This window comes from Thiobacillus thiophilus (assembly GCF_055378705.1).
Genome location: NZ_AP042404.1, coordinates 966924 through 989354, shown reverse-complemented (window position 1 = coordinate 989354; position 22431 = coordinate 966924). Strand labels below are relative to the sequence as shown.

The following is a 22431-nucleotide window of genomic DNA, read 5'->3' as shown; positions in this document are numbered from 1 at the left end:
ATGACTTACAGGGAAGAGACATGCAAAAAGTAAAGAAAGCCGTATTTCCGGTTGCCGGTCTGGGCACCCGTTTTCTGCCGGCCACCAAGGCCAGCCCCAAGGAAATGCTGCCCATCGTCGACAAGCCGCTGATCCAGTATGCGGTCGAAGAGGCGATGGAGGCCGGCATTACCGACATCATCTTCATCAGTAGCCGCACCAAGCGCACCGTCGAAGACCACTTCGACAAGGCCTACGAACTGGAAACCGAACTGGCCGCGCGCGGCAAGAATCGCGATCTGGAACTGGTGCAGTCGATTCGCCCGCCCGGCGTCAATTTCATCTACATTCGCCAGGCCGAAGCACTGGGGCTCGGCCACGCGGTACTGTGCGCGCAGCCGGTGATCGGCAACGAACCCTTCGCCGTCATCCTCGCCGACGACCTGCTCGACGGCAGCCCGGCGGTGATGAAGCAGATGACCGACCAGTACAACTACTATCAGTGCTCGATACTTGGCGTGCAGCAGGTGGCACCCGAGGAAACCGCGTCCTACGGCATCGTCGACGTCAGCCCTCTGGCCGAGCATGTGTCGCGGGTGAACGCCATCATCGAAAAACCCAAGCCTGAAGATGCGCCGTCCAATCTCGGCGTGGTCGGGCGCTACATCCTCACTCCGCGAATTTTCCACCACATCCAGCACCTCAAGCCCGGCGCCGGCGGCGAACTGCAACTGACCGACGCCATCGCCGCCCTGCTGAAGGAACAGCAGGTGCTGGCCTATGCCTTCGATGGCGTCCGCTACGACTGCGGCAGCAAGCTGGGTTATCTGCAGGCGACGGTTGAATATGCGTTGAAGCACAGCGAGGTCAGCGAAGACTTCGCGGCATACCTGAAAAAGAACGTTTGCTGAATTTCCGGGACTCGCCTGTTCGACGGGACTTGATGCGCGCTTTTGACGCGCACTCAGCGTGCGGCAAGTGCGTTCATCCAAACCCCGGACCACGCCGTCGCCTGCAGCCATGCTTCCAGCTTTTCCGCCGGCATAGGTTTGCCCATGAAGTACCCCTGTGAATTATCGCAGCCGAGGATCTCGAGCAGGTCCCAGGCGCCCTGGGTTTCCACGCCTTCGGCGGTGACCTTGAGGCCCAGGTTATGCGCGAGGTCGATGGTGGAGCGCACGATCACGGCGTCGTTATCGTTTTCTTCCATATCCGTCACAAAGGACTTGTCGATTTTCAGTTCGTCCACCGGCAGGCGCTTGAGGTAGGCGAGCGAGGAGTAGCCGGTGCCGAAGTCATCGATGGCGAGCGTCACGCCCATGCGGTCGAGCTCGTTGAGGATGGTCAGGCCGTCGCTGGGATTGGTCATCACCGCACTTTCGGTGATTTCGAGGATGAGGTCTTGCGGGGCCACGCCGCTCTCGGCAAGCAGGGCGAGAATGCTGGCGGGCAGTTCCATGTCGTACAGGTTGCGCGCGGAGAGGTTGACTGCCATGGTCAGGTCGTAGCCTTTTTTCTGCAGGGCCACCAGCTGTGCCAGCGCGGTCTTCAGCACCCAGTGGGTGAGGGGGGCGATCAGTCCCGCATCTTCCGCCAGGGGGATGAACTGGTCGGGTGCGAGGAGACCGCGCGACGGATGATTCCAGCGCACCAGAGCCTCGAGGCCGGATACGCGCTGACTGCGATGGTCGATTTGCGGCTGGTAGTACAGGCTCAACTGGTTCGACTGGATGGCTTCGCGCAACTCGCTCTTGAGCGAAAGATCGTCGCGACTGGTGTGCTCCTGATCCGGGGAATACAGCGCATAGCCCTGGCCGGAGCGCTTCGCCACATACATCGCGATGTCGGCGCACCGCAGCAGGGCGCTGGCGTCGTCGCACTGCGACGGATAAAACGACAGTCCCAGGCTTGCGCCGAGGTCGATGCTCTGGTTTTGCCAGTAAAAGGGTTTGTTCAGAGCGGCAAAAATCTTGTTTGCGATCAATGCGGTGTCTTCTGGTTCCAGGTTGCGTATCAGCAAGACATACTCGTCCCCGCCCAAACGCGCCACCATGTCCTCGGTGCGCATCGCTTCCTTCAAGCGGCACCCGACTTCACGCAGGACTTCGTCGCCCACATCATGGCCGAGGGTATCGTTGACCTCCTTGAACCGGTCCAGATCCATCAGTACCACGCCAAACGACGCATGCTCGCGTTTGGACAAGCCGATCTCATGCTGGAGCCGGTCATGCAACAGCGAACGGTTGGGCAAGCCGGTCAGCAGGTCATACATGGCCTGGGTTTCGAGCTGCCTGGCCTGGCGCGTCACCCGTTGGCCGACAAAGCCGGCAATCATTATTCCTGTCAGCAGTGCCGTGGTACCCAGCCCCAGCATCAGGCTGCGCACGCGGGAGAATGAGTTCTCCGCATCCTGCACCGCAGCGGCTGTCTGACTGCGCTGCAGGTCGAGCATGAGGTTGACCTGTTCGGCGATGGCGTTTTGCCGCGGCATCGCCACATTGCGTATCCATTCGAAGACGTCTGCCGGGTCGTCGATAAAGGTGGACCTGTCCACGACCGCTTGCACTTCGGATCCCGCTTCACGGGTCATTTCGAAGATTTTTGCCAGGATCTCGCGTTCTTGCGGGCTGAGCGGCATGCTCTCAAGACGGACGCGCGCCTTGGCGTAGCGAGTGGCCTGGGCATTGAAGCGCTGGATCTCGTCATCCTTCTCGAAGGCATCGACGATGCTGGGGAGTGTGTGCATGGAGATCGCGCGCTCACGCAGCGCACTGTGCATCTCTGTCGCGAGTTCGATCTTGACGTTATTGGTCTGGGCGATGTCCTTCAGGCGCTGGTTGGCTTCGGCTACATAACGCAGACCGATCGCACTGAGCGCGACCATCAGGGCAAGCACGATGACAAAACCGCCCCCGATGCGGACGCCGATTCCCAGATGTTGGGAGTTTTTCTTCATTGACTCAGCATCTGCAATAGTCGGAAAACCATAAGTGAGAATGGGATGTGGCCTCAACCATTCATATCGGCATGGGGTCGATATACTTTAATGATCGCGTGGGTTCGCAAAGCCTTGAGTAATTTTCAGGCCGGGTTGCCGTGAAGCCACACCGCAGCTTCCAATGCATCGCCCGCGGCCATTCCCTGACCCAGCAGCGCGGCCACCATGCCGGTGAGGCGGTCGCCCGAGCCGGCCTGGGCGAGCCAGGGTCCACCGCTGGTGTTGATGGCGTAGCGGCCGTCGGGGTGGGCGATGACGGTGCCGGCGCCCTTGAGTGCGACATGCGCGTGATACTGCGCGCTCAGGCGCTGCGCGGCCTCGATGCGGTTCGCCTGGATGTCCGTCCCGCTCACGCCGAGCAGGCGCGCGGCTTCGCCTGGATGCGGGGTGAGCAGGGTGGGGTGGCTGCGGCGGGCGGCGCGGTTGGCCAGCTCCGGGCTGCCGGCCAGCAGGTTCAGCGCGTCGGCATCCAGCACCAGCGGGCAGGGCGCCGTCAGTGCCGCTTCCAGCAAGGCGTGCGCGCGGGCGCCCTGGCCCAGCCCGGGGCCGACCGCCAGCACGCCCGGATGCCGGCCAACCAGGTTTTCCGGCACGGCGAACATCAGCCGCGGTTCGCCGTAATCGACCACGACGCGCTCGTCCAGCGCGCCCAAGGTCACGCTGCCTGCGCCCTGCCGCAGCGCGGCGCGCCCGGCGAGCAGGCAGGCGCCCACCATGCCGTGGCTGCCGCCGACGATGTCGACATGGCCGAACAGGCCCTTGTGACTGTTCTGGACGCGCGCGGGCAGGCGGTGGCGGCTTTCCAGCTGCGTCAGCGCGATGCCCGGCGCGGCGGGCAGGTCGGCCGGATCGACGCCGAGCAGGTCGAGGTGCAACTGGCCGGCGTAATCCGGGCCGTCGGCGGTGAACAAACCCGGCTTGAGACCGATGAAGGTCAGCGTGTGGTCGGCGCGCAGGGCGATGCCACGGATGCGGCCGCTGTCGCTGTCGAGGCCGCTCGGCACGTCGAGCGCGAGTTTCGGACAGTCCATTTCGTTGGCCTGCTCGATCCAGTGCGCGTCTTCGCCGCCGATATCGCGCTGCAGCCCCAGCCCGAACAGGCCGTCGATGACCAGGCTGTAGCGCCGCAACGGCGGGATGTTTGCCAGAATCGTGCCGCCGTTTTCGCGCCAGCCGGCCCAGGCGCAGGCGGCATCCGGCGGCAGGCGGGCGGGGTCGGCGCGGCTGACGACGTCGATGCGGAATCCCTGCGCCGTAAGCCGGCGCGCGGCGACCAGGGCATCGCCGCCGTTGTTGCCGGGGCCGGCCAGGACCAGGACCGGCGCGCCCGATTCGCTGGCCAGCGTGCCGGCCAGTTCGGCCGCATCCGCGCCCGCCCTCGCCATCAATGAGGCGGCGGGGTGGCGGGCCGCCCACTGCCGGTCGATTTCGCGCATGGCGGCAGCCGTGAACAGCGGCGGGGAGACGAGGGTGCGGGGTGCGACCGGCAGGGGGGCGCAAGCGGCGGGATGGGCGGGGCGTTCAGGGTCGGCCATGCTGTGAAGTATCCGGTTCGGCGGTATCGCCGACATCTTAATGCCATGGCTGAAGTCGTGCGATTGGCTTAAACTGAAAACGTCTGGTGATCCGAGGAATATCATATGAATAGCCCACACCACAACCCGGCGGGCGCGCCGGTGGTGCAATGTTCCGACGAAAAAAGCTGCACCACGCTTAGCTGTGCGGTCTGTCTGAAGGAAGTGCCGGCCGATTCGGTCAACGTGACGGATGCGCAGGACTATGTCCATCATTTTTGCGGCCTCGACTGCCTCGAAGCCTGGCGAAAGCAGGCCGCCATTCGCCGGCAAGCCGGTCCGGAGAAGGGCTCCGATCAGCTAAAATAGCGCCTTTGCCCGTTCCGCAAAGGCGCACATGTCTGTCATTGTTTCGCTTCCCGGCGCTGCCGCGCTGTCTTCGTTCCGTCTTGATAAAATCCGCAGCGAGGCTGCGCAACTGGGCCTGAGCCTGGGCGCGCTGGCTGCGCGTCACTGGCATTTCCTGGAAGCGGACGCCGCACTCGATGCCGCGCAAATGCAGCTGGTCGAGCAGGCGCTCGATTACGGCACGCCGACCGCCACACCCACCGCGGACGACCCGCTGATCCTCGTTACGCCGCGCCCCGGCACCCTCTCCCCGTGGTCGTCGAAGGCGACCGATATCCTGAAAAACTGCGGCCTCGCCGGCTTCGGGCGGATTGAGCGCGGGGTGGCCTTCCATGCCCTGGACGCGACCGGTCGGCCGCTGTCGGCCGAGGCGACGGCGCGTCTGCTGCCGCTCCTGCACGACCGCATGACCGAGGCGGTGATGACGCTGGCTGACGTGGAACAACTGTTCCGCCACGTGCCGCCGCGCGAGCTGGCCCGCGTCGACGTGCTGGGCGGCGGCCGCCCGGCGCTGCAGACCGCCAACCGCGAGCTCGGCCTCGCGCTATCGGACGATGAGCTGGATTACCTGGTGGAGAATTTCGTCCGTATCGGGCGCAATCCCACCGACGTCGAACTGATGATGTTCGCGCAGGCCAATTCCGAGCATTGCCGCCACAAGATTTTTAACGCCTCGTGGGTGATCGACGGCGCGGCGCAGGCGAAAACGCTGTTCGGCATGATCCGCGACACCCACGCCGCCCATCCCGCAGGCACGGTGGTGGCGTATTCCGACAATTCGTCGGTGATCGAAGGTGCGACCATCGACCGCTTTTACCCGCGCGCCGCCGGCGGCTACGCCTACGGTAGCGAGCTGACCCATGTGCTGATGAAGGTGGAAACGCACAACCACCCGACGGCGATTTCGCCCTTCGCGGGCGCGGCTACCGGTAGCGGCGGCGAAATCCGCGACGAGGGCGCGACCGGTATCGGCTCGAAACCGAAGGCTGGCCTGTGCGGATTCTCGGTGTCCAACCTCAATATTCCCGGCTTCGAGAAGCCGTGGGAAGCCGGCGTCTACGGCAAGCCGGATCGCATCGTCACGCCGCTTGCGATCATGCTCGAAGGCCCGATCGGTGCGGCGGCGTTCAACAATGAATTCGGCCGCCCCAACCTGGCCGGCTATTTCCGCACCTTCGAAGAAACGGTCGCCGGGCAGCGGCGCGGCTACCACAAGCCGATCATGCTGGCGGGCGGCGTCGGCAGCATCCGCGCCGACCATGTCGAGAAGAAGCTGCTGCCGGTTGGTACGCTGCTGATCCAGCTGGGCGGCCCCGGCATGCTGATCGGCCTCGGCGGCGGCGCGGCGTCGTCGATGGACACCGGCGCCAACGCCGCCGACCTCGATTTCGACTCGGTGCAGCGCGGCAACCCGGAAATGGAACGGCGCGCGCAGGAAGTCATCGACCGCTGCTGGCAGCTGGGTGAGGCCAATCCGATCCTGTCGATTCACGATGTCGGTGCCGGCGGCCTGTCGAATGCACTGCCCGAACTGGTGCACGGCGGCGGCCGCGGCGGCCGCTTCGAACTGCGCGCGGTGCCGTCGGAGGAATCCGGCATGTCGCCGCGTGAAATCTGGTGCAACGAGGCGCAGGAGCGCTACGTACTGGCGATCCCGCCCGCGCGGCTGGCCGAATTCCAGACCCTCTGCGAGCGTGAGCGCTGTCCGTTTGCGGTGTTGGGCGAAGCCACCGAGGACAACCACCTGCTGGTGACCGACAGCCATTTCGAGAATGCGCCGGTCGACGTGAGTCTGGATGTGATCCTCGGCAAACCGCCGAAGATGACGCGTGACGTCACGCATCGGGCGAGCGCGCTCGCGCCGCTGGTGCTGGACGGCATCGATCTCAAGGACGCCGCCTACCGCGTGCTGGCGATGCCGGGGGTGGCGTCGAAGATGTTTCTGATTTCTATCGGCGACCGCAGTGTTGGCGGCCTCACCGCGCGCGACCAATGCGTGGGACCGTGGCAGGTTCCGGTGGCCGATTGCGCCGTCACGCTGGCGGGCTATAAAACCACGCACGGCGAGGTGTTTTCCATCGGCGAGAAGGCGCCGCTGGCGCTGATCGATGCGCCCGCATCGGGGCGCATGGCGGTCGTCGAGGCGATCGCGAACCTCGCCGCCGCGCGCGTGGAGAGCCTGGGCGAGGTCAAGCTGTCGGCCAACTGGATGGCGCCCGCCGGCCATCCGGGCGAGGACGCCGCGCTGTTCGATACCGTGGCGGCGGTCTCGCAGTATTGTCAGGCATTGGGCGTCTCCATCCCGGTCGGCAAGGACTCGATGAGCATGAAGACCGTGTGGCAGGCTGACGGCGAGCAGAAGGCGGTAACCTCGCCGATCTCGCTGGTGATTTCGGCGTTCGCCAACACCCCCGACGCGACGCGGCACCTGACGCCGCAACTGCGCACCGACGCCGGTGACACCGACCTCGTCCTGATCGACCTGGGGCTGAGCAAAAACCGCCTCGGCGCATCGAGCTTTGCCCAGGCTTACAAGCAAATGGGCAACGACTGCCCGGATGCGCCGGAGCCCACTGCGCTCATCGCGTTCTTCGACACCGTGCAGGCGCTGAACGTGGCCGGCATGCTGCTGGCCTATCACGATCGCTCCGACGGCGGCCTGTTCGTCACCCTTGTCGAAATGGCGTTTGCCGGGCATTGCGGGGTGGATCTTGACGTGTACGAGTTGTGTCTCGACCAGATCCGCCACGAGGTCGAGGACGCAGGCCTGCCGGAACCGGAATTGCCAAGCGCGGGCGAGGTCTCGCAGCGCATTTTCAATGTGCTGTTCAACGAGGAAGCCGGCGCGGTGCTGCAGGTGCGGCGTGGCGACACGCAGGCGGTGCTGCAGGCCTTCATGGATGCCGGCCTGCGCGGTGAATTCCATGTGATCGGCCAGCCCAATGCATGTGACCGCCTGCGCCTGGTGCGCGGCGAGCAGGTGTTCTTCGACGAGGCGCGTACCGCGCTGCAAACCGCCTGGGCGCGCACCAGCTACGAAATGGCGAAGCTGCGCGATAACCCGGCGTGCGCTGAGCAGGAGTTCGCGCAACATGCCGATGCTGCCGACCCCGGTCTGCGCTATGCGCCGGGCTTCGATGTCGACGCCGATATCGCCGCGCCCTTCATCGCCAGCGGCAAGCGCCCGCGCATCGCGGTGCTGCGCGAGCAGGGCGTCAACGGCCAGGTCGAGATGGCTGCGGCGTTCGACGCGGCCGGTTTTGCCGCGGTCGACGTCCACATGAGCGACATCCTGTCCGGCCGGGCCAGCCTGGCCGACTTCACCGGGCTCGTGGCGTGCGGCGGCTTCAGCTACGGCGACGTGCTCGGGGCAGGCGGCGGCTGGGCCAAGTCGATTCTGTTCAACCCGCGCGCGCGCGACCAGTTCGCGGCCTTCTTCGACCGCGCCGACACGCTCGCACTGGGGGTCTGCAACGGTTGCCAGATGATGAGCCAGCTGCACGACTTGATCCCCGGGGCGGCTGCCTGGCCGCGTTTCGAGCGCAACCTGTCGGAGCAGTTCGAGGCGCGCTTCGCGCTGGTCGAAGTGCTGGCCTCGCCGTCGCTTTTCTTCGCCGACATGGCCGGATCGGTGATGCCGATCGTGGTGTCACACGGCGAAGGTCTGGCTACTTTCCGCGACCCCGCGCACGCCGCCCGGGCGCAGGCCACACTGCGCTACGTCGACCATCGCGGCGCGCCGACCGAGGTCTATCCCCTGAATCCGAACGGATCGCCCGGCGGGCTGACCGGCTTCACCACCGCGGACGGCCGCTTCAGCATCCTGATGCCGCATCCGGAGCGCGTGTTCCGCGCCGCGCAGCTGTCGTGGAAACCGGAAGGCATGAGTGGCGCCGCCCCGTGGCTGCGGATGTTTCGCAACGCGCGGCGCGCGGTTGGGTGATACACGTCGTCTATGCGAAAATAGCGCGCTTTGCCCCACTGAAACCCGCTGTGCCGGGCTGATTCCTCATCATGAACGCACCCGGAAATCTCCTGACTGACGACCACCTGCGCGCGCAGGTCAAACTGTTGGGCACTCTACTGGGCCAGGTGCTGCTGCAGTTCGCCGGCGAGGACGTATTCGATGCGGTGGAGACCCTGCGGCGCGGTTTTTCCGAGTTGCACCAGCAGGAAGACCAGCAGCGCCGCACCGAGCTGATGGCGATCATCGACGCCATGCCTGCCAGCAAGGTCGAACTGGTGGTGCGAGCCTTTTCCAGCTATTTCATGCTGGTCAACGTGGCGGAAGAAAGCTTCGCCCACCGCAACCGCCGCCGCATGCTGTCGCACGGCACGGCACTGTGGGAGGGCTCGTTCGACCACACCCTGGCCGATTTCAAGGCGCAAGGCATTTCGGTGACCACCCTGCAAAACATGCTCGACCGGCTGCACTACGCACCGGTGTTCACCGCGCACCCCACTGAAGCGCGCCGCCGTGCGGTGATGGAAGGGGTGCGGCGGGTTTTCCTGATTTGCGACCAGATGTACAGCCAGACGCTGGGGGTGAACGACCAGCGCCAACTGGAAGCGCAACTGGCTGCCGAAATCCAGGTGATGTGGCGTACCGACGAACTGCGCAGCGCCAAGCTGGAAGTGCGCGACGAGGTACGCAACGGCCTGTATTACGTGCGGGAAAGCCTGTTCGAAGCGGTGCCAAAGGCGTATGAGCACTTCGAGCGGGCGCTGCGCAAGCATTACGGCGTGAACGCCGAGGGCGTCGCGCCGGTTAGCGTGCCGAGCTTTATCCGGTTCGGTTCGTGGATCGGCGGCGACCGCGACGGCAACCCGTTTGTGACGGCGGATGTCACCGAATGGACGGTGCACCGGCAGATGCAGGAAGCGCTTGACGAATACCGTGCGCGCTTGCTCAAGCTGCGGAAGACGCTCACCCACAGCAGCAACTGGTGCATGCCTTCGGCGCCCTTCCTGGCACGCCTGCGGGAATACGAGGCGGAATACGGCGAACAGGTTTTCCGCGGCACCGCGGTGCAGATCTACAGCCGCGAACCCTACCGCCGCATGGCGGCGATGATGCTGGCGCGGCTGGATGCCAACCTGTCCTACATCCACCAGTGTCTGGCCGACGTGCCGGGCTTCCTCTCGGATCTGGCCTACGAAAACGCCGCCGCTTTCCTCGACGATCTCTATCTGCTGCGCGATTCACTGATCAGCCACGGCGATCGCATCGTCGCCATGCAGGACCTGCAGGCGCTGATCCGGCTGGTCGAGAGTTTCGGTTTCCATCTGCTGCAGCTCGACATCCGCCAGGAGTCGACCGTCCATACCCGCACGGTCATCGCAGTATTGCAGCAGATCGACCCCGATTTCGACTACGCCGGTGCGGCGGAAGCCGAGCGGCTGCAGCGGCTGGCGGCGTGGATCGGCCATATCGGCCCGATCGGGGTAAACGATGCCGTGCTCGACGACGAGGCGCGCGAGGCGCTCGCGGTGTTCCGGCGCATGATCAAGCTGAAGATCGAAGTCGGCGACGAGGTCTTCGGCACTTATGTGATTTCGATGACGCACAGCGCCTCGCACGTGATGGAAGTGATGTTGCTGGCGCGGCTGGTGGGCCTGTGCGGCCACAACGGGCGCGCGTGGTTCTGCCGCATTCTGGTGGCGCCGCTGTTCGAGACGGTCGACGACCTGCAGCGCAGCCAGGCGATTCTCGACCAGCTGTTTTCCAACAAGGTCTATCGTGCGCTGGTGGCGTCCGACGGCAACCGCCAGGAAGTCATGCTCGGCTATTCCGATTCGTGCAAGGACGGCGGCACCCTGGCGTCGAACTGGAACCTCTATCAGGCGCAGCTTTCCATCATCGCGCTGACCCGGCAGCACGGCGTCGAATGCCGCCTGTTCCATGGGCGGGGCGGCACTATCGGGCGTGGCGGCGGCCCCACCCACGATGCGATCCTGTCGCAGCCGCCCGGCACCGTAAACGGCGAAATCAGGTTCACCGAGCAGGGCGAGATGCTGTACTACAAGTACAGCAACCCGGAAACCGCCAACTACGAAATCGGCATGGGCGTCACCGGCCTCCTGAAGGCCAGCGCCACCGCCCTGGCGAACTGCGAAGTGCATTACCCGCCGGACTATCTCGACTGGATGCGCGACATCGCGGCGGCGGGCGAGACCGCCTACCGTACCCTGATCGGCACGCCGGGCTTCATCGATTATTTCTACGAGAGCACGCCGGTCACCGAAATCGGCCTGCTCAATATCGGTAGCCGGCCGTCGCACCGCAAGAAGGCCGACCGCTCGCTGGGGTCGATCCGCGCGATTCCGTGGGTATTCGGCTGGGCGCAGTCGCGCCATACGCTGCCCGCCTGGTACGGCATCGGCAGCGCGTTGCAGGGCTTCATCGACCGCCAGCCGGACGGTCTCGCGCATCTGCAGGCGATGTGTCGCGAGTGGCCGTTTTTCCGCAGTCTGCTATCCAATGTGCAGATGTCGCTGACCAAGGCCGACATGGAAATCGCCGAGGAGTATGCGCGCCTGTGCGATCACCCCAACACCATGACGATCTACCGCACGATTGCGGACGAATTCGCGCTCACCGTGGCCGGCGTCAAAAAGGTCGCGCAGATCGAGACCATGCTGGAAGACAATCCGTCGCTGGCGCTGTCGATTTCGCGCCGCCGCCCCTACATCGATCCCATCAACCACATTCAGGTGCTGATGCTGAAGCGTTACCGCACCGACAGCGTGTTGGAATCCGAGCAGGACAGTTGGCTGACACCGCTGAAGCGGTCGATCAATGCCATTGCCGCCGGAATGCGCAATACCGGCTGAGCACGGGCGCGACGCGATGGCGATCATTCCTTCTCCCACTCAGCCGAAGCGGCGCGGGCTGGTCGTCTCCATTGCCGTGAATGTCGTGCTGCTGGTGCTGGTGTGCGGGCTGGCGCTGTATGCCTTCATGCTCAATGTCGACCTTGAAGAGGTGAAGCGGCGCCTGTCGAAGGAAGTCGAAACCCGCCAGCAGGCCGAGCGCTATCTGATCGAAACGCGCAACCAGCTGACCGACAGCCTGCGCGAAATCGAGCAGCTCAAAACCCAGCTGGCCTACAAGGAATCCGATGCCCAGCAGGCGCGGGAAACGGCCAGGCCCGCGCTGCCGGTGGTGGTCGGCTTTCGCTCGTCGATGCTGGGCCAGGGCCTGGTTGCGATGATCGAAAACACCAGTGATCGTTATCTCAGTGTGGTACTGGCCGTGCGCAACCCCACGCTGTCGACCGTCAAGCGCTTCCAGCTCGAACTGGACCCGAAGTCCAGAACAGATTTTGGCCACCTGGAAGGCTGGCAGTTCGCCTCGGGCGACGAGGTGGGCTTGTTCAGCGACGCGTTCGACACACTGAAGATCACGGTGCCTTGACGACCTTGGGCGGCTTGCGCAAGCAGGCATCGGCAACACATTGTCTGATTGGAAGCAGTGCCGGCAGCAGCAGCAACACGAACATCTGGCCAACAAATAAGCCCACTGCCGTCATCAAACCAAAATTGGCGGTTGGGACGAGGCAGCGCCCAGCGCGAAGCTTTGTCCGTGGTCTTTGCAGTGGTTGAAGAGGTCTGCCTGGCAGCCTGCCGAATCAATGCGTACATGCGCAATACGGTGTCCCCTGGGCCGCCGTGCTTCGCAGGCACGGATGAATTCGCGGTTCTGCGTGGCGGGGGCAACGTGGATGACAACCCCTGCTTCAGCCAAATGGCCGACCATGGGCATGTAGCCCACCTCGCCTTTGCAGGTGAAGTGCGCGGTCGTACCGGTCTGGCGGATACGGGTGGCGACGATGCGCCGGTTGATGCGATCAAGGCCGCTCAGCCCCGCGCCCGCACCGGTGCGGCGCAGCCCAGTCGCCGGCGGCATCCGCCGCCGGTGAGCATGAGCACCGGCGGGTTGACGCAGGCCGATGCCGCATAGCCGCGCCCACTGCCGGGCTTTGGCAGAGGTGAGCGTCTCGATAACGGCACTCTATCGAAGATCAAGGCGCGCCGCGGTGCTTACGGGTTCTGGGTGAATTCAATCGCGGAACTTGGGATGTATGCGGGGCATGTGCGCGAGCTGTGTATTCAAATAGCCTGTCAAATGGTTTGACTTGTTCCGGCATCGCCGATAAACTTCTGCGCTTTCCTGGGTTCGTATTGGTTGGAGACCCCCCATGTACGCAGTCATCAAAACCGGCGGCAAGCAATATCGCGTGAGCGCCGGTGACAAACTTAAAATTGAAAAGCTGGACGGCGAGATCGGCAGCGAGATCACCTTTGATCAGGTATTGATGGTAGGCGATGGTGCCGACATCAAAATGGGTGCGCCCTTGCTGCGCGGTGCCGCAGTTACGGCCACTGTGCTGAACCAGGCCCGCGGCGACAAGATCAAGATTTTCAAGATGCGCCGCCGCAAGCATTATCGCAAGAGCCAGGGCCATCGTCAGCACTTCACCGAAGTGCAAATCGGCGGCATTACCGCATAAGGAACTCATAACATGGCACACAAGAAAGCAGGCGGCAGTACCCGTAACGGCCGCGATTCGGAGTCGAAACGTCTCGGCGTGAAGCGCTACGGCGGCGAACTGGTTCTGGCAGGCAACATCATCGTGCGTCAGCGCGGCACCCAGTTCCATCCCGGCGACAACGTCGGCATCGGCAAGGACCATACCCTGTTCGCCAAGGCGCACGGCACGGTCAAATTCCAGATCAAGGGCGCTGCCCGTCGTCGCACGGTTTGTATCGAGCCGGTCGCAGTGTGATTGACTCGACGGTCTGAGTTGATTTGAACTGATTCCGCTTCGTTCGTCAAAAAGCCCTGTCCGCCGGATGGGGCTTTTTTGTTTCCAGGATATTCAATATGAAATTCATCGACGAAGCCAAAATACAGGTCATCGCCGGCAAGGGCGGTGACGGCAGCGCTTCGTTCCGCCGCGAGAAAAATATCCCGTTCGGCGGCCCCGATGGGGGCGATGGCGGTCGCGGCGGCAGCGTGATCGCGGTGGCCGACCGCAACATCAATACCCTGGTCGAGTTTCGCTTCAAGCACGTCTTCAAGGCGCAAAAAGGCGAAAACGGGCGCGGCGCACAGTGCTACGGCAAAGGCGGCGAGGACCTCATTGTCCGCGTGCCGGTGGGTACCGTGTTCACCGACATCAACAGCGGCGAGGCGGTGGCCGACCTGGCGGCGGATGGCCAGACGGTTTGCCTGGCCAAAGGCGGCAAGGGCGGGCTGGGCAACCTGCATTTCAAGTCGAGCACCAACCGCGCACCGCGCCAGCACACGCTGGGTGAACCGGGCGAGGAATGGGAACTGGAGATGGAACTGAAGGTGCTGGCGGACGTCGGCTTGCTGGGAATGCCCAACGCGGGCAAATCGACCTTCATTCGTGCGGTATCGGCGGCGCGCCCCAAGGTGGCCGACTATCCGTTCACCACGCTGGCGCCCAACCTGGGCGTGGTGCGGGTCGACAGCGAACGCAGTTTTGTCATTGCCGACATTCCGGGACTGATCGAGGGCGCGGCAGAAGGCGCCGGGCTGGGCCACCAGTTCCTGCGCCATCTGCAGCGTACGCGGGTGCTGCTGCATCTGGTCGACATTTCGCCGCGCTGGGAAGCAGGCGATCCGGTGCATGAGGCGCGCGCCATCGTCGAGGAACTGCGCAAGTACGACCAGAAGCTTTACGACAAGACGCGCTGGCTGGTGCTGAACAAGATCGATATGGTGGACGAGGCCGAACGCGAGGCCGTGGTGGCCAAGTTCGTGGCGGATTACGAGTGGACCGGTCCGGTGTTCGCGATTTCAGCGCTCGACGGCACCGGCTGCACGGCGCTGACCTATGCGGTGATGGACTATCTAAACACGCAGGCGCCGGTGGTTCTCGAGGACGAGCTCGCAGCGCCCAAAAGCGAAGGGGAAATACCGCCCTTGTAGGAGGCTTGCCTTCTGCCCGACGTGGCGGGTGCGTTTCGCGGGGGAGCCCGCCCTACGGGGCAGGCTGCCAAGCCTCTGTTAACAGGCGTCCTCCGTGGTGTCGCTGCGCACCCGCTTCCAGTCGTTTTCCAGCAGCGACACCTGGTACTTGGCCCAGCGGGCGAATTCCTTCGGGCTGCAATGGCCCTTCTTGTGGCGGCAGGTGCCGGCGATTCCCTTGAAGTGATAAATCGCCTCGCCGGTTTCGGCGTCGGCGGCGATTTCGGTCAGCTGGCGCACCCCCCAGGTGCGGCCGTAGGCGCCGTTGCTGTAGAAAAATCCTATCTTGAATTCGTCCGGGCTCATGTCGTAATGCGTCGGTAAATGTCGGTGACTTTCATCGGTAATTGTCGCACGTCATCCAGAATGATGTAACGTGCCGCGCCGTACATGTGCGGCAGGTAGTCGCGCGCGTCGCGGTCGAGCGTGACGCAGAAGGGGTGGATGCCGGTGCGCGCCGCTTCCAGCAGCGCCATGCGCGTATCCTCGATGCCGTACTGGCCGCGGTAGACGTCGAAATAATCGTCCGGACGGCCGTCCGACAGCGTGATCAGCACGCGGGTTCTGGCTTCGATCTGGTTCAAGAGCTTGGTCATGTGGCGCAGCGCAAAACCCATGCGGGTATACTCCTGCGGGCGGATCCCGGCGATGCGCGCCTTCACTTCGTCGCCGTAGGGTTCGTCGAAGGTCTTGATGCGAAACAGCTCGCAACGCTTGCGGGTGGTGCCGGAAAAGCCGTAGATCGCGTAACGGTCGCCCAAGAGTTCCAGCGCCTCGCACAAGAGGACCAGCGCTTCGCGCTCGGCCTCGTTGATCCAGCCTTTGGTGGAGCCGCTCATGTCGACCAGGAACGCCACTGCGATGTTGCGCTCGGCGCGGTGCAGGCGCACGAACAGGCGATCGCTCATCTCGCGGCCATCTTTCGCGTCGGCAAGTGCTTCGATCAGGGCGTCGAGGTCGACCTCGTCGCCCTGGGTCTGCCGCTTGTCGAGGCGGTTTTCGTCGCGCAGCACCTCGAATTTTCTGCGCAGGTGCTTCACCACGCCGGCATATTTGTCGAGCGTATCGCGATGGAAAGTGTCGTGGACCGGGGTGACGTTTTTCTCGCGCATCACGCACCAGTTCTTGCGGTAATGCTGGCGGCCGTGATCCCACTCGGGATACAGCACGGCACCCTTCTCGTGATAGGTGCCCTGCCACACGGCGTCCGGGTCTTCCGGCTGGTCGAACACGCGGTCGGGATCGTATTCGCCGTCACCCGCCGGTACGAGGTATTCCGGGGGGATTTCGCCAAAATCGAGATAGACCGAGGTGAGCAGCTGCTTGACGCCCTCGGGCGGGGCGATCGGGGCGTCGTCGAGGGTGATGTCGAAGTCGAGCAGGCCGTTTTCGTCGCGCGGCCTCACGTCCAGCCCGTGCGGCGCATCGGCGGTGGCCTGCGGGTCGGGCTGCACGTTCCGATGCTCTTCCAGCAGCTCGGCCAGCTTGATGCGCAGCCGCGCCTTTTCCTTGTCCAGCCGGGCAGCCCGGGCGGCGGCAATCGCATCCGGGCGCAGGCAGCCCTGGTCGCTCCACTGCGGGCACTCGGCCTCGTCGTAGGCGGCGTCGAGCAGGGCCAGACTGTCGTCGAGCGTCGCCTGCTCGGCGGCCAGTGCCGCTTCGAAACGCTGCCAGCCTGACGGCAGGGGGGGATCGAGCAGCGCGCGCAGTCGCTGCATCCGGCGGTGCAGTCCGGGTAGTTCGCGCGCGATGCGTGCGGTCAGCCGCAGCGTTTCCAGTGCATGCAGGCGGCCGAGTGCGCGTTCGGGGTTGGCATAGCGGGCGGCAACTGTCGCATGGTCGATGCGCAGGGTGCCGAAGCGGGTCTGCGCCCACAACAGCGCGACGCTGATCTTGGCGAGCTGAAAGTTGTCGTCCAGATTCGGCAGCGCGGCGATCAGCGGCGGCAGCACGATGCGCTCGCCGTCGGTCCAGACGGCGTCGCCCTCCTCGATGCGCAGCCGCCGGCCGGAGAGGCCGCAGACGAAATTGCCGAGCACCGGCGCAATGTCGTCGAACAGCGCCCCGGCGGCGTCGTGCCGATGCTGCACTTCGTCGAAGGTGTCGACCTGTTCCATTACCCTGAGCGCGTTCTGCAGGCCGCTGCGGTCGAACACGTCACAGGTATGCACCGCCCAGGCCTCGAGCAAGCGCCGCTCCATGCGCGGCAGCAGCGCGGGTGCGCGGCGGCCGAACTGCCAGGCGAGCGTGATGTGGGTCGAGGCGATGCGGCGGATCCAGCCGAGGATGAAGTCCTGTTCGTCGCGCGTCAGCGGCTCAAGCTCGGCGGCGAGTTGCTCGACCTTGAAATAGGTGAATTCGGTTTCCAGCCAGACGTGGAGGCTGGCCTCGATCTCGGAGGCGGTGAACGGTGGCTGCGCCATCAGGTACCCCTCAGAAAATCGATGAGGAGAGTTCCTGTATGGCCTTCAGCATGTCGGCGTCGTCGGTGACCGCCTGCGCGACCGCCGATTTGCACGCCGTCACCGGGCTGATGCCGTCGGCGATCAGCTTGCCGGCATGTACCAGCAGCCGCGTCGAGGCGCCTTCCTCCAGTCCGCTGCCCTTGAGGTTGCGCGTCATCTGGGCGAAGCGCACCAAACTGTCGGCGATGGCATCGGACACGCCGGATTCGGTGGCGACGATGCGGCGTTCGAGTTCGGCCGACGGGTAGTCGAATTCCAGCGCGACAAAGCGTTGCCGGGTCGATTGCTTCAAATCCTTGAGCACACTTTGGTAGCCGGGATTGTAGGAGATGGCGAGACAGAATTCGGGCGTCGCCTCGACTTCGATGCCGAGCTTTTCCATCGGCAGGGTGCGGCGGTCGTCGGCCAGCGGATGGATCACCACCATGGTGTCCTTACGCGCTTCGACGACTTCATCCAGGTAGCAGATGCCGCCTGCGCGCACCGCGCGGGTGAGCGGGCCGTCAACCCAAACGGTTTCGCCGCCCTTCACCAGATAGCGGCCGACCAGATCGGAGGCGGTGAGGTCGTCGTGGCACGACACGGTGATCAAAGGTCTCTTGAGGCGCCACGCCATATGTTCCATGAAGCGTGTCTTGCCGCAGCCGGTGGGGCCTTTCAGCAGCACCGGAATCTGCTGCCGCCAGGCGGCTTCGAACAGCTGGATTTCGTCGCCGACAGCTTCAAAGTACGGTTCTTTTTCGATCAGGTGGTGCGCAGGGTCGAGGGTGCGGGCGTTCATGGCTGAAGTCACTTTCAGAAACAACCGGATTGCTGTTTTTGGCGTTCGAGGTCTTTGACTTCCAGGTTCCACGTATCCATCTGTTCCTGCGTGTAGCCCTTGCGGCGCGCTTGATCCATTTTGTCGAACACGCGTCCCAGCTTGTCGGTCAGCGCGTCGCACTGGCGCGCCGAGAGACGTGCAGCAGGCTTGCCGGGGGTGCGCTGGGTGTCGAGGCGCAGGGTGGCGGTCTCCTTGGCGCTGCTTGCCGCTTTGGGTGCGGCGGGTTTGGCAGGCTCGACCCGGAGGGGCGCCGGCCGTGCGGGATCGGGCAGCGGTGTGGGATCGATTTCCAGCTTGCGGGCCTCCCGTGCATCGCGGCAGGGCAGGTTGGAATAGGTGATCCTGTCCTGCGCATCGATGCACTTGTTGAGTGTGGCCTGTGCCGATGCCCCCGTGGGCAGCAGGGCCGGCAGCGCGAGCAGGGCCAGAGCAAGCAAACGCATCGGCGTTCAGTGTTCGCCTGAATATTTGTCGTCTTCCAGTTCCATCTTCTTCTGGAATCCGGTTTCTTTTTCTTGCTCGGCCAGGGCGTGCTTGCGCGCCAGACGTTTTTCGTACGCCCCCGGGTGCTGCTCGACAAAATCTTCGCCGAATAGCGCATGGCGCAGGAAGTTCATGCCAAAGTCGAGCAGGGCCTCGTCGTCGGCGATCAGGGCCGCCATGATTTCGACCGGAATGTTGTAGGTGTCGTTAAAGCTCGGGCTCATGACGAACGCACGGAAACGGTCGACGTCGTAGCTCGCCATGAAGAACAGCTGGTTGGAAATCGGCGAGGGCTTGCCGATGGAAGGGCCGGCCGACTTGCGCTTGACCACCAGTTGTCGCCAGGCATGGGCCTTCTCGTCATATTCGGCGACGCCCTGCTCGGTGCGGTATTGCTCGATGGTCTGCGTCTTGTCCTCGAAATGGCCGAGGCAGTGCGGCTCCTTCACCATGGCATACGCGCTGCGGTCGACGTATTCGTCGGAGCGGCGCATGGTCAGCAGCGCCACCGGGTAGTAACGGCAGGCGGTCGGCCGGTCTTCGTAGACGCCGCAGCCTTCGGGAGTCATGAACTGGCAGGCGGTGCCGCCCTCGACCGGCTTCAGCTTCACCCCGGGCATGCCGTCCTTGTCCATCTCGAACGGCACCGAATACTGGTTGAGAAATTCACCGGACGCCATGTCCAGCCGTTTTTTCAGGCGCAGGATGTCGTAGGGGGTGAGTGGGATGTCGATGTTGCTGCAGCAGGCATTCCAGCACTTGACGTCGCGATGACAGCGGAATTGCAGCGTCGCGTCTTCGGCCAGCATGATGGGTTTGACCGGACTGCCCGCAAACGGGGAGTCGTCGATCATGTCTTTAAATTCGGCTTCGTTCATGGTTCAACCTCGTGGGGCTTGGCCCCCTCACTTCAAAAACAATCAACACACAGACGGGAGTGCGTAGGGTACGCGCTTTCGACTGGATGCTAAACCTTGCCTGCCTCACTGTTATTGAGGGTGGAAAAAAACCGGGCGCCTGATGGCGCCCGGTTTTAAAGGGTGCCGTTATTGAAACAGCGGCGCCCGGAGCTTACTACCTGGCTAATTCTTGCGAATTAGTGAGCAGCGGGCTTGAACAGCTTGGACTTGTCGACCAGATCCACGTGGGCGCGCTTGAAGCAGTTCCACTGTTTGGAGTTCTTGTCGTAGATCGAGTTCACGAAACAATGCCAGTTTTCCTCATCGACAAAGTTCTTGTCCATGCGGTAGTAGAAGCCGGGGTAACGGCTCTCTTCACGGAACTGGATGTGCTTCATGTGGGCTTCGGCCGTCAGGATACGATGGTAATTTTCCCATGCGCGCAGCAGTTCGTGCAGGTCCTTCGCACGCATCTTGTCTGCGTCTTCCTTCAGCATGTTCAGCTTTTCTTCTGCCACGCCCAGCATATTGGCGTTGGTCTTGTAGTAGGTCGCGACACCGGCAACGTACTCGTCCATGATCTTCTGCAGACGGAACTGCAGCATCTTGGGCGTGATGTAGTTGGGGTTGACGTCGATCGCCGTGGTGTAGTCCTTGTGCTCGAGGTAGGTGCGCACCGGCTTGTAGATATCTTCCACCAGCTGCTCGACGGAGGTGTCGAGTTCGGGTTTCCAATCCTTGTTGTCGATACAGTACTTGACCATGGCCTTGGCACACATGCGGCCTTCGGCGTGTGAGCCGGAGGAGAACTTGTGGCCGGATGCGCCCACGCCGTCGCCGGCAGTGAACAGACCCTTGACCGTGGTCATCGAGCGGTAGCCCCAGTTCCAGCCCTTGGGCAGGTGAGCCGGGATCTTGCCTGCATCGGCGTGGCCTTCATCGGTGGGGGCACCGACGTCTTCCGGACCCGACACCCAGATGCCGCAGCAGCCGGAGTGCGAACCCAGCAGGTAGGGCTCGGTCGGCATGAGTTCGGAGTTCTTCTTCTCCGGCTCGATGTTCTCGCCCACCCAGATACCGCACTGGCCGACGCACATGTCGAGGAAATCTTCCCAGGCTTCGGCTTCGAGGTGTTTCACTTCGCGCGGAGTCAGGGTTTCACGCAGCTTGGCCAAAGCGGTCACGGTGTCCATGTAGATGGGGCCGCGGCCTTCCTGCATTTCCTTCAGCATCAGGTGGTTGCGCAGGCACGATGCGGGAACGGCTGCCTGCCCGTAGGGGGGGTAGTCGTTCAGCAGTTCCTTGTTCTTCACCATGTAGACTTCGCCGTATGCGTTCACAGCTTGCGCTTTGAACAGCAGGAACCACGCGCCAACCGGGCCGTAGCCGTCCTTGAAGCGGGCGGGAACGAAGCGGTTTTCCATCATGGTCAGCTCGGCGCCGGCTTCGGCAGCCATCGCGTAGGTCGAGCCTGCGTTCCACACCGGGTACCAGGCGCGGCCGGTACCTTCACCGACGGAGCGCGGACGGAAGATGTTTACGCAACCACCAGCGGCCAGCAGAATCGCCTTGGCCTTGTACACGACAACTTTGTGGTCGCGGGTCGAGAAACCGACGGCGCCGGCGATGCGGCTCGGGTCGTTCTTGTCGTTGACCAGCTTGACGATGAAGATACGCTCTTCGATGCGATCCATGCCGAGTGCTTTTTTGGTGGCTTCGGCAACGATCCATTTGTAGGATTCGCCGTTGATCATGATCTGCCATTTGCCGGAACGCACGGGCTTGCCGCCGTCCTTCAGCGTGGGCAGGCCCTGGGCGCCGTCATGACGCTCGCCGTTTTCGTCGGTTTTCCAGATCGGCAGGCCCCATTCTTCGAACAGGTGCACGGAATCATCCACGTTGCGACCCAGGTCGTAGGCCAGGTCGTCGCGGGTGATGCCCATCAGGTCGTTGGAGACCATGCGGGCGTAGTCGGCGGGATCCTGTTCGGAGCCGATATAAGTGTTGATCGCGGACAGGCCCTGTGCCACGGCACCGGAACGGTCCATCGCGGCCTTGTCGACCAGCTTGATCTTCAGATCGATGCCCATCTCTGCCTTGGCAGCATCTGCCCAGCGCATGACTTCGTAACCGGCGCCGCAGCATGCCATGCCACCGCCGATCAGGAGGATGTCTACTTCCTCCTGGACTACTTCGGGATTACCAAATTCTCCAGCCATTTCGTTTAACCTCTCTAAATTACTTACGGATCAGTTCGGCAGGGTTGCCGGCACGGTAACCACCCATCATGTCGCGGGTGAACGAACCCGTGGATTCGATGTCAGCCATCTTGGGCATGGGCTTGCCGCCGTAGCAGTCAATGGAACCTTCGGGCGTGGTGCGGATCGGGAACTTGAAACGCTTCAACACGCCGTTACGGAACTTGATCGTCCACATGATGGAGTCGGAACCACGCAGCGGCTGAACCATGCCGCCCAGCGGCACGACGTCGGCGTAGTGGCGGACTTCAATGGCTTGCTGCGGGCAAATCTTCACGCAGGAATAGCACTCCCAGCACTGCTCGGGCTCCTGGTTGAATGCGCGCATGGCATGGCCGGTTTCAGAACCGTCCTTGTCCAGCTTCATCAGATCGTGCGGGCAGATGTACATGCAAGCGGTCTTGTCCTGACCCTTGCAGCCGTCGCACTTGTCGGTACGAACATAGGTTGGCATTACAGTCTCCTAAAGTTAGCTAACAATCCGCGTACGTCGCGGTCCGATTAGAACTGAACCCGTCCTTGGCCGGGGCGTGTCGCGAAACCGCTTCCGGTAGGCTCGTGTCCTAAAATCTTTTCCCTGTCGACAACCGCTGCGAGCAGGGCA

The 22431-nt window shown here is 63.5% G+C and carries 18 protein-coding genes; 8 read left to right on the top strand and 10 right to left on the bottom strand.

What is annotated here, in order from left to right; all coding sequences use genetic code 11:
* Nucleotides 1–20: 20 nt before the first annotated feature.
* Nucleotides 21–890, top strand: a complete 870-nt coding sequence (gene galU / locus ACZ41T_RS04760) for a UTP--glucose-1-phosphate uridylyltransferase GalU (protein WP_464923329.1) — start codon at nt 21–23, stop codon at nt 888–890.
* Between the two features lie 53 nt (nt 891–943).
* On the opposite strand, the gene ACZ41T_RS04755 is transcribed toward galU, so the two are convergent.
* On the bottom strand, nt 944–2935 hold the full coding sequence (locus ACZ41T_RS04755; RefSeq protein ID WP_464923328.1) for a putative bifunctional diguanylate cyclase/phosphodiesterase: 1992 nt from the start codon (nt 2933–2935) through the stop codon (nt 944–946).
* A 125-nt stretch (nt 2936–3060) separates the two neighbouring features.
* Nucleotides 3061–4512 carry an NAD(P)H-hydrate dehydratase gene (locus tag ACZ41T_RS04750; protein ID WP_464923327.1) on the bottom strand — a complete coding sequence of 484 codons (1452 nt, stop codon included), beginning with the start codon at nt 4510–4512 and terminating at the stop codon, nt 3061–3063.
* A gap of 105 nt (nt 4513–4617) precedes the next feature.
* Between ACZ41T_RS04750 and ACZ41T_RS04745 the strand changes: the two genes are divergently transcribed.
* The 4 genes from ACZ41T_RS04745 to ACZ41T_RS04730 all read left to right on the top strand — a co-directional run bounded on the left by ACZ41T_RS04745 (nt 4618) and on the right by ACZ41T_RS04730 (nt 12316).
* Nucleotides 4618–4860 carry a DUF3330 domain-containing protein gene (locus ACZ41T_RS04745; protein WP_464923326.1) on the top strand — a complete coding sequence of 81 codons (243 nt, stop codon included), beginning with the start codon at nt 4618–4620 and terminating at the stop codon, nt 4858–4860.
* A 28-nt stretch (nt 4861–4888) separates the two neighbouring features.
* Nucleotides 4889–8842, top strand: coding sequence for a phosphoribosylformylglycinamidine synthase (purL, locus tag ACZ41T_RS04740; RefSeq protein ID WP_464923325.1), 3954 nt, complete (start codon nt 4889–4891; stop codon nt 8840–8842).
* A gap of 71 nt (nt 8843–8913) precedes the next feature.
* Entirely contained in the window at nt 8914–11733 is a 2820-nt protein-coding gene (gene ppc / locus ACZ41T_RS04735) for a phosphoenolpyruvate carboxylase (RefSeq protein WP_464923324.1), read from the top strand.
* Between the two features lie 16 nt (nt 11734–11749).
* A complete protein-coding gene (locus ACZ41T_RS04730) occupies nt 11750–12316 on the top strand; it encodes a hypothetical protein (RefSeq protein ID WP_464923323.1) in 567 nt (188 codons plus the stop codon).
* 114 nt (nt 12317–12430) lie between these two features.
* On the opposite strand, the gene ACZ41T_RS04725 is transcribed toward ACZ41T_RS04730, so the two are convergent.
* Nucleotides 12431–12808 (bottom strand): hypothetical protein, encoded by a 378-nt coding sequence (locus tag ACZ41T_RS04725; protein ID WP_464923322.1) that lies wholly within the window; start codon nt 12806–12808, stop codon nt 12431–12433.
* Between the two features lie 292 nt (nt 12809–13100).
* Here ACZ41T_RS04725 and rplU point away from each other — a divergent pair, with 292 nt between their 5' ends.
* The 3 genes from rplU (at nt 13101) to cgtA (ending at nt 14860) form a co-directional block, all read left to right on the top strand.
* Nucleotides 13101–13412, top strand: coding sequence for a 50S ribosomal protein L21 (gene rplU, locus ACZ41T_RS04720; protein WP_464923321.1), 312 nt, complete (start codon nt 13101–13103; stop codon nt 13410–13412).
* Nucleotides 13413–13424: 12 nt separating this feature from the next.
* A complete protein-coding gene (rpmA, locus tag ACZ41T_RS04715; protein ID WP_464923320.1) occupies nt 13425–13688 on the top strand; it encodes a 50S ribosomal protein L27 in 264 nt (87 codons plus the stop codon).
* Nucleotides 13689–13786: 98 nt separating this feature from the next.
* Nucleotides 13787–14860, top strand: coding sequence for an Obg family GTPase CgtA (gene cgtA / locus ACZ41T_RS04710; RefSeq protein WP_464923319.1), 1074 nt, complete (start codon nt 13787–13789; stop codon nt 14858–14860).
* Between the two features lie 78 nt (nt 14861–14938).
* Here cgtA and ACZ41T_RS04705 read toward each other — a convergent pair whose 3' ends face one another.
* From ACZ41T_RS04705 to aprB, 7 genes are all read right to left on the bottom strand, one after another.
* A complete protein-coding gene (locus ACZ41T_RS04705; RefSeq protein WP_464923318.1) occupies nt 14939–15205 on the bottom strand; it encodes a hypothetical protein in 267 nt (88 codons plus the stop codon).
* Nucleotides 15202–17322 (bottom strand): nitric oxide reductase activation protein NorD, encoded by a 2121-nt coding sequence (locus ACZ41T_RS04700; RefSeq protein WP_464923317.1) that lies wholly within the window; start codon nt 17320–17322, stop codon nt 15202–15204. Before ACZ41T_RS04700 ends, ACZ41T_RS04705 begins: the two co-directional genes overlap by 4 nt.
* Nucleotides 17323–17332: 10 nt before the next feature.
* Nucleotides 17333–18145, bottom strand: a complete 813-nt coding sequence (locus ACZ41T_RS04695; RefSeq protein ID WP_464923316.1) for an AAA family ATPase — start codon at nt 18143–18145, stop codon at nt 17333–17335.
* Between the two features lie 14 nt (nt 18146–18159).
* Nucleotides 18160–18630 (bottom strand): DUF4124 domain-containing protein, encoded by a 471-nt coding sequence (locus ACZ41T_RS04690; RefSeq protein ID WP_464923315.1) that lies wholly within the window; start codon nt 18628–18630, stop codon nt 18160–18162.
* Nucleotides 18631–18636: 6 nt separating this feature from the next.
* Nucleotides 18637–19548: a YkgJ family cysteine cluster protein gene (locus ACZ41T_RS04685; RefSeq protein WP_464923314.1), complete on the bottom strand. Its 912-nt coding sequence runs from the start codon at nt 19546–19548 to the stop codon at nt 18637–18639.
* A 218-nt stretch (nt 19549–19766) separates the two neighbouring features.
* Complete coding sequence (gene aprA, locus ACZ41T_RS04680) at nt 19767–21788, bottom strand: adenylyl-sulfate reductase subunit alpha (RefSeq protein ID WP_464923313.1); 2022 nt, start codon at nt 21786–21788, stop codon at nt 19767–19769.
* Between the two features lie 19 nt (nt 21789–21807).
* Nucleotides 21808–22281 (bottom strand): adenylyl-sulfate reductase subunit beta, encoded by a 474-nt coding sequence (gene aprB, locus ACZ41T_RS04675; RefSeq protein WP_464923312.1) that lies wholly within the window; start codon nt 22279–22281, stop codon nt 21808–21810.
* Nucleotides 22282–22431: the final 150 nt, after the last annotated feature.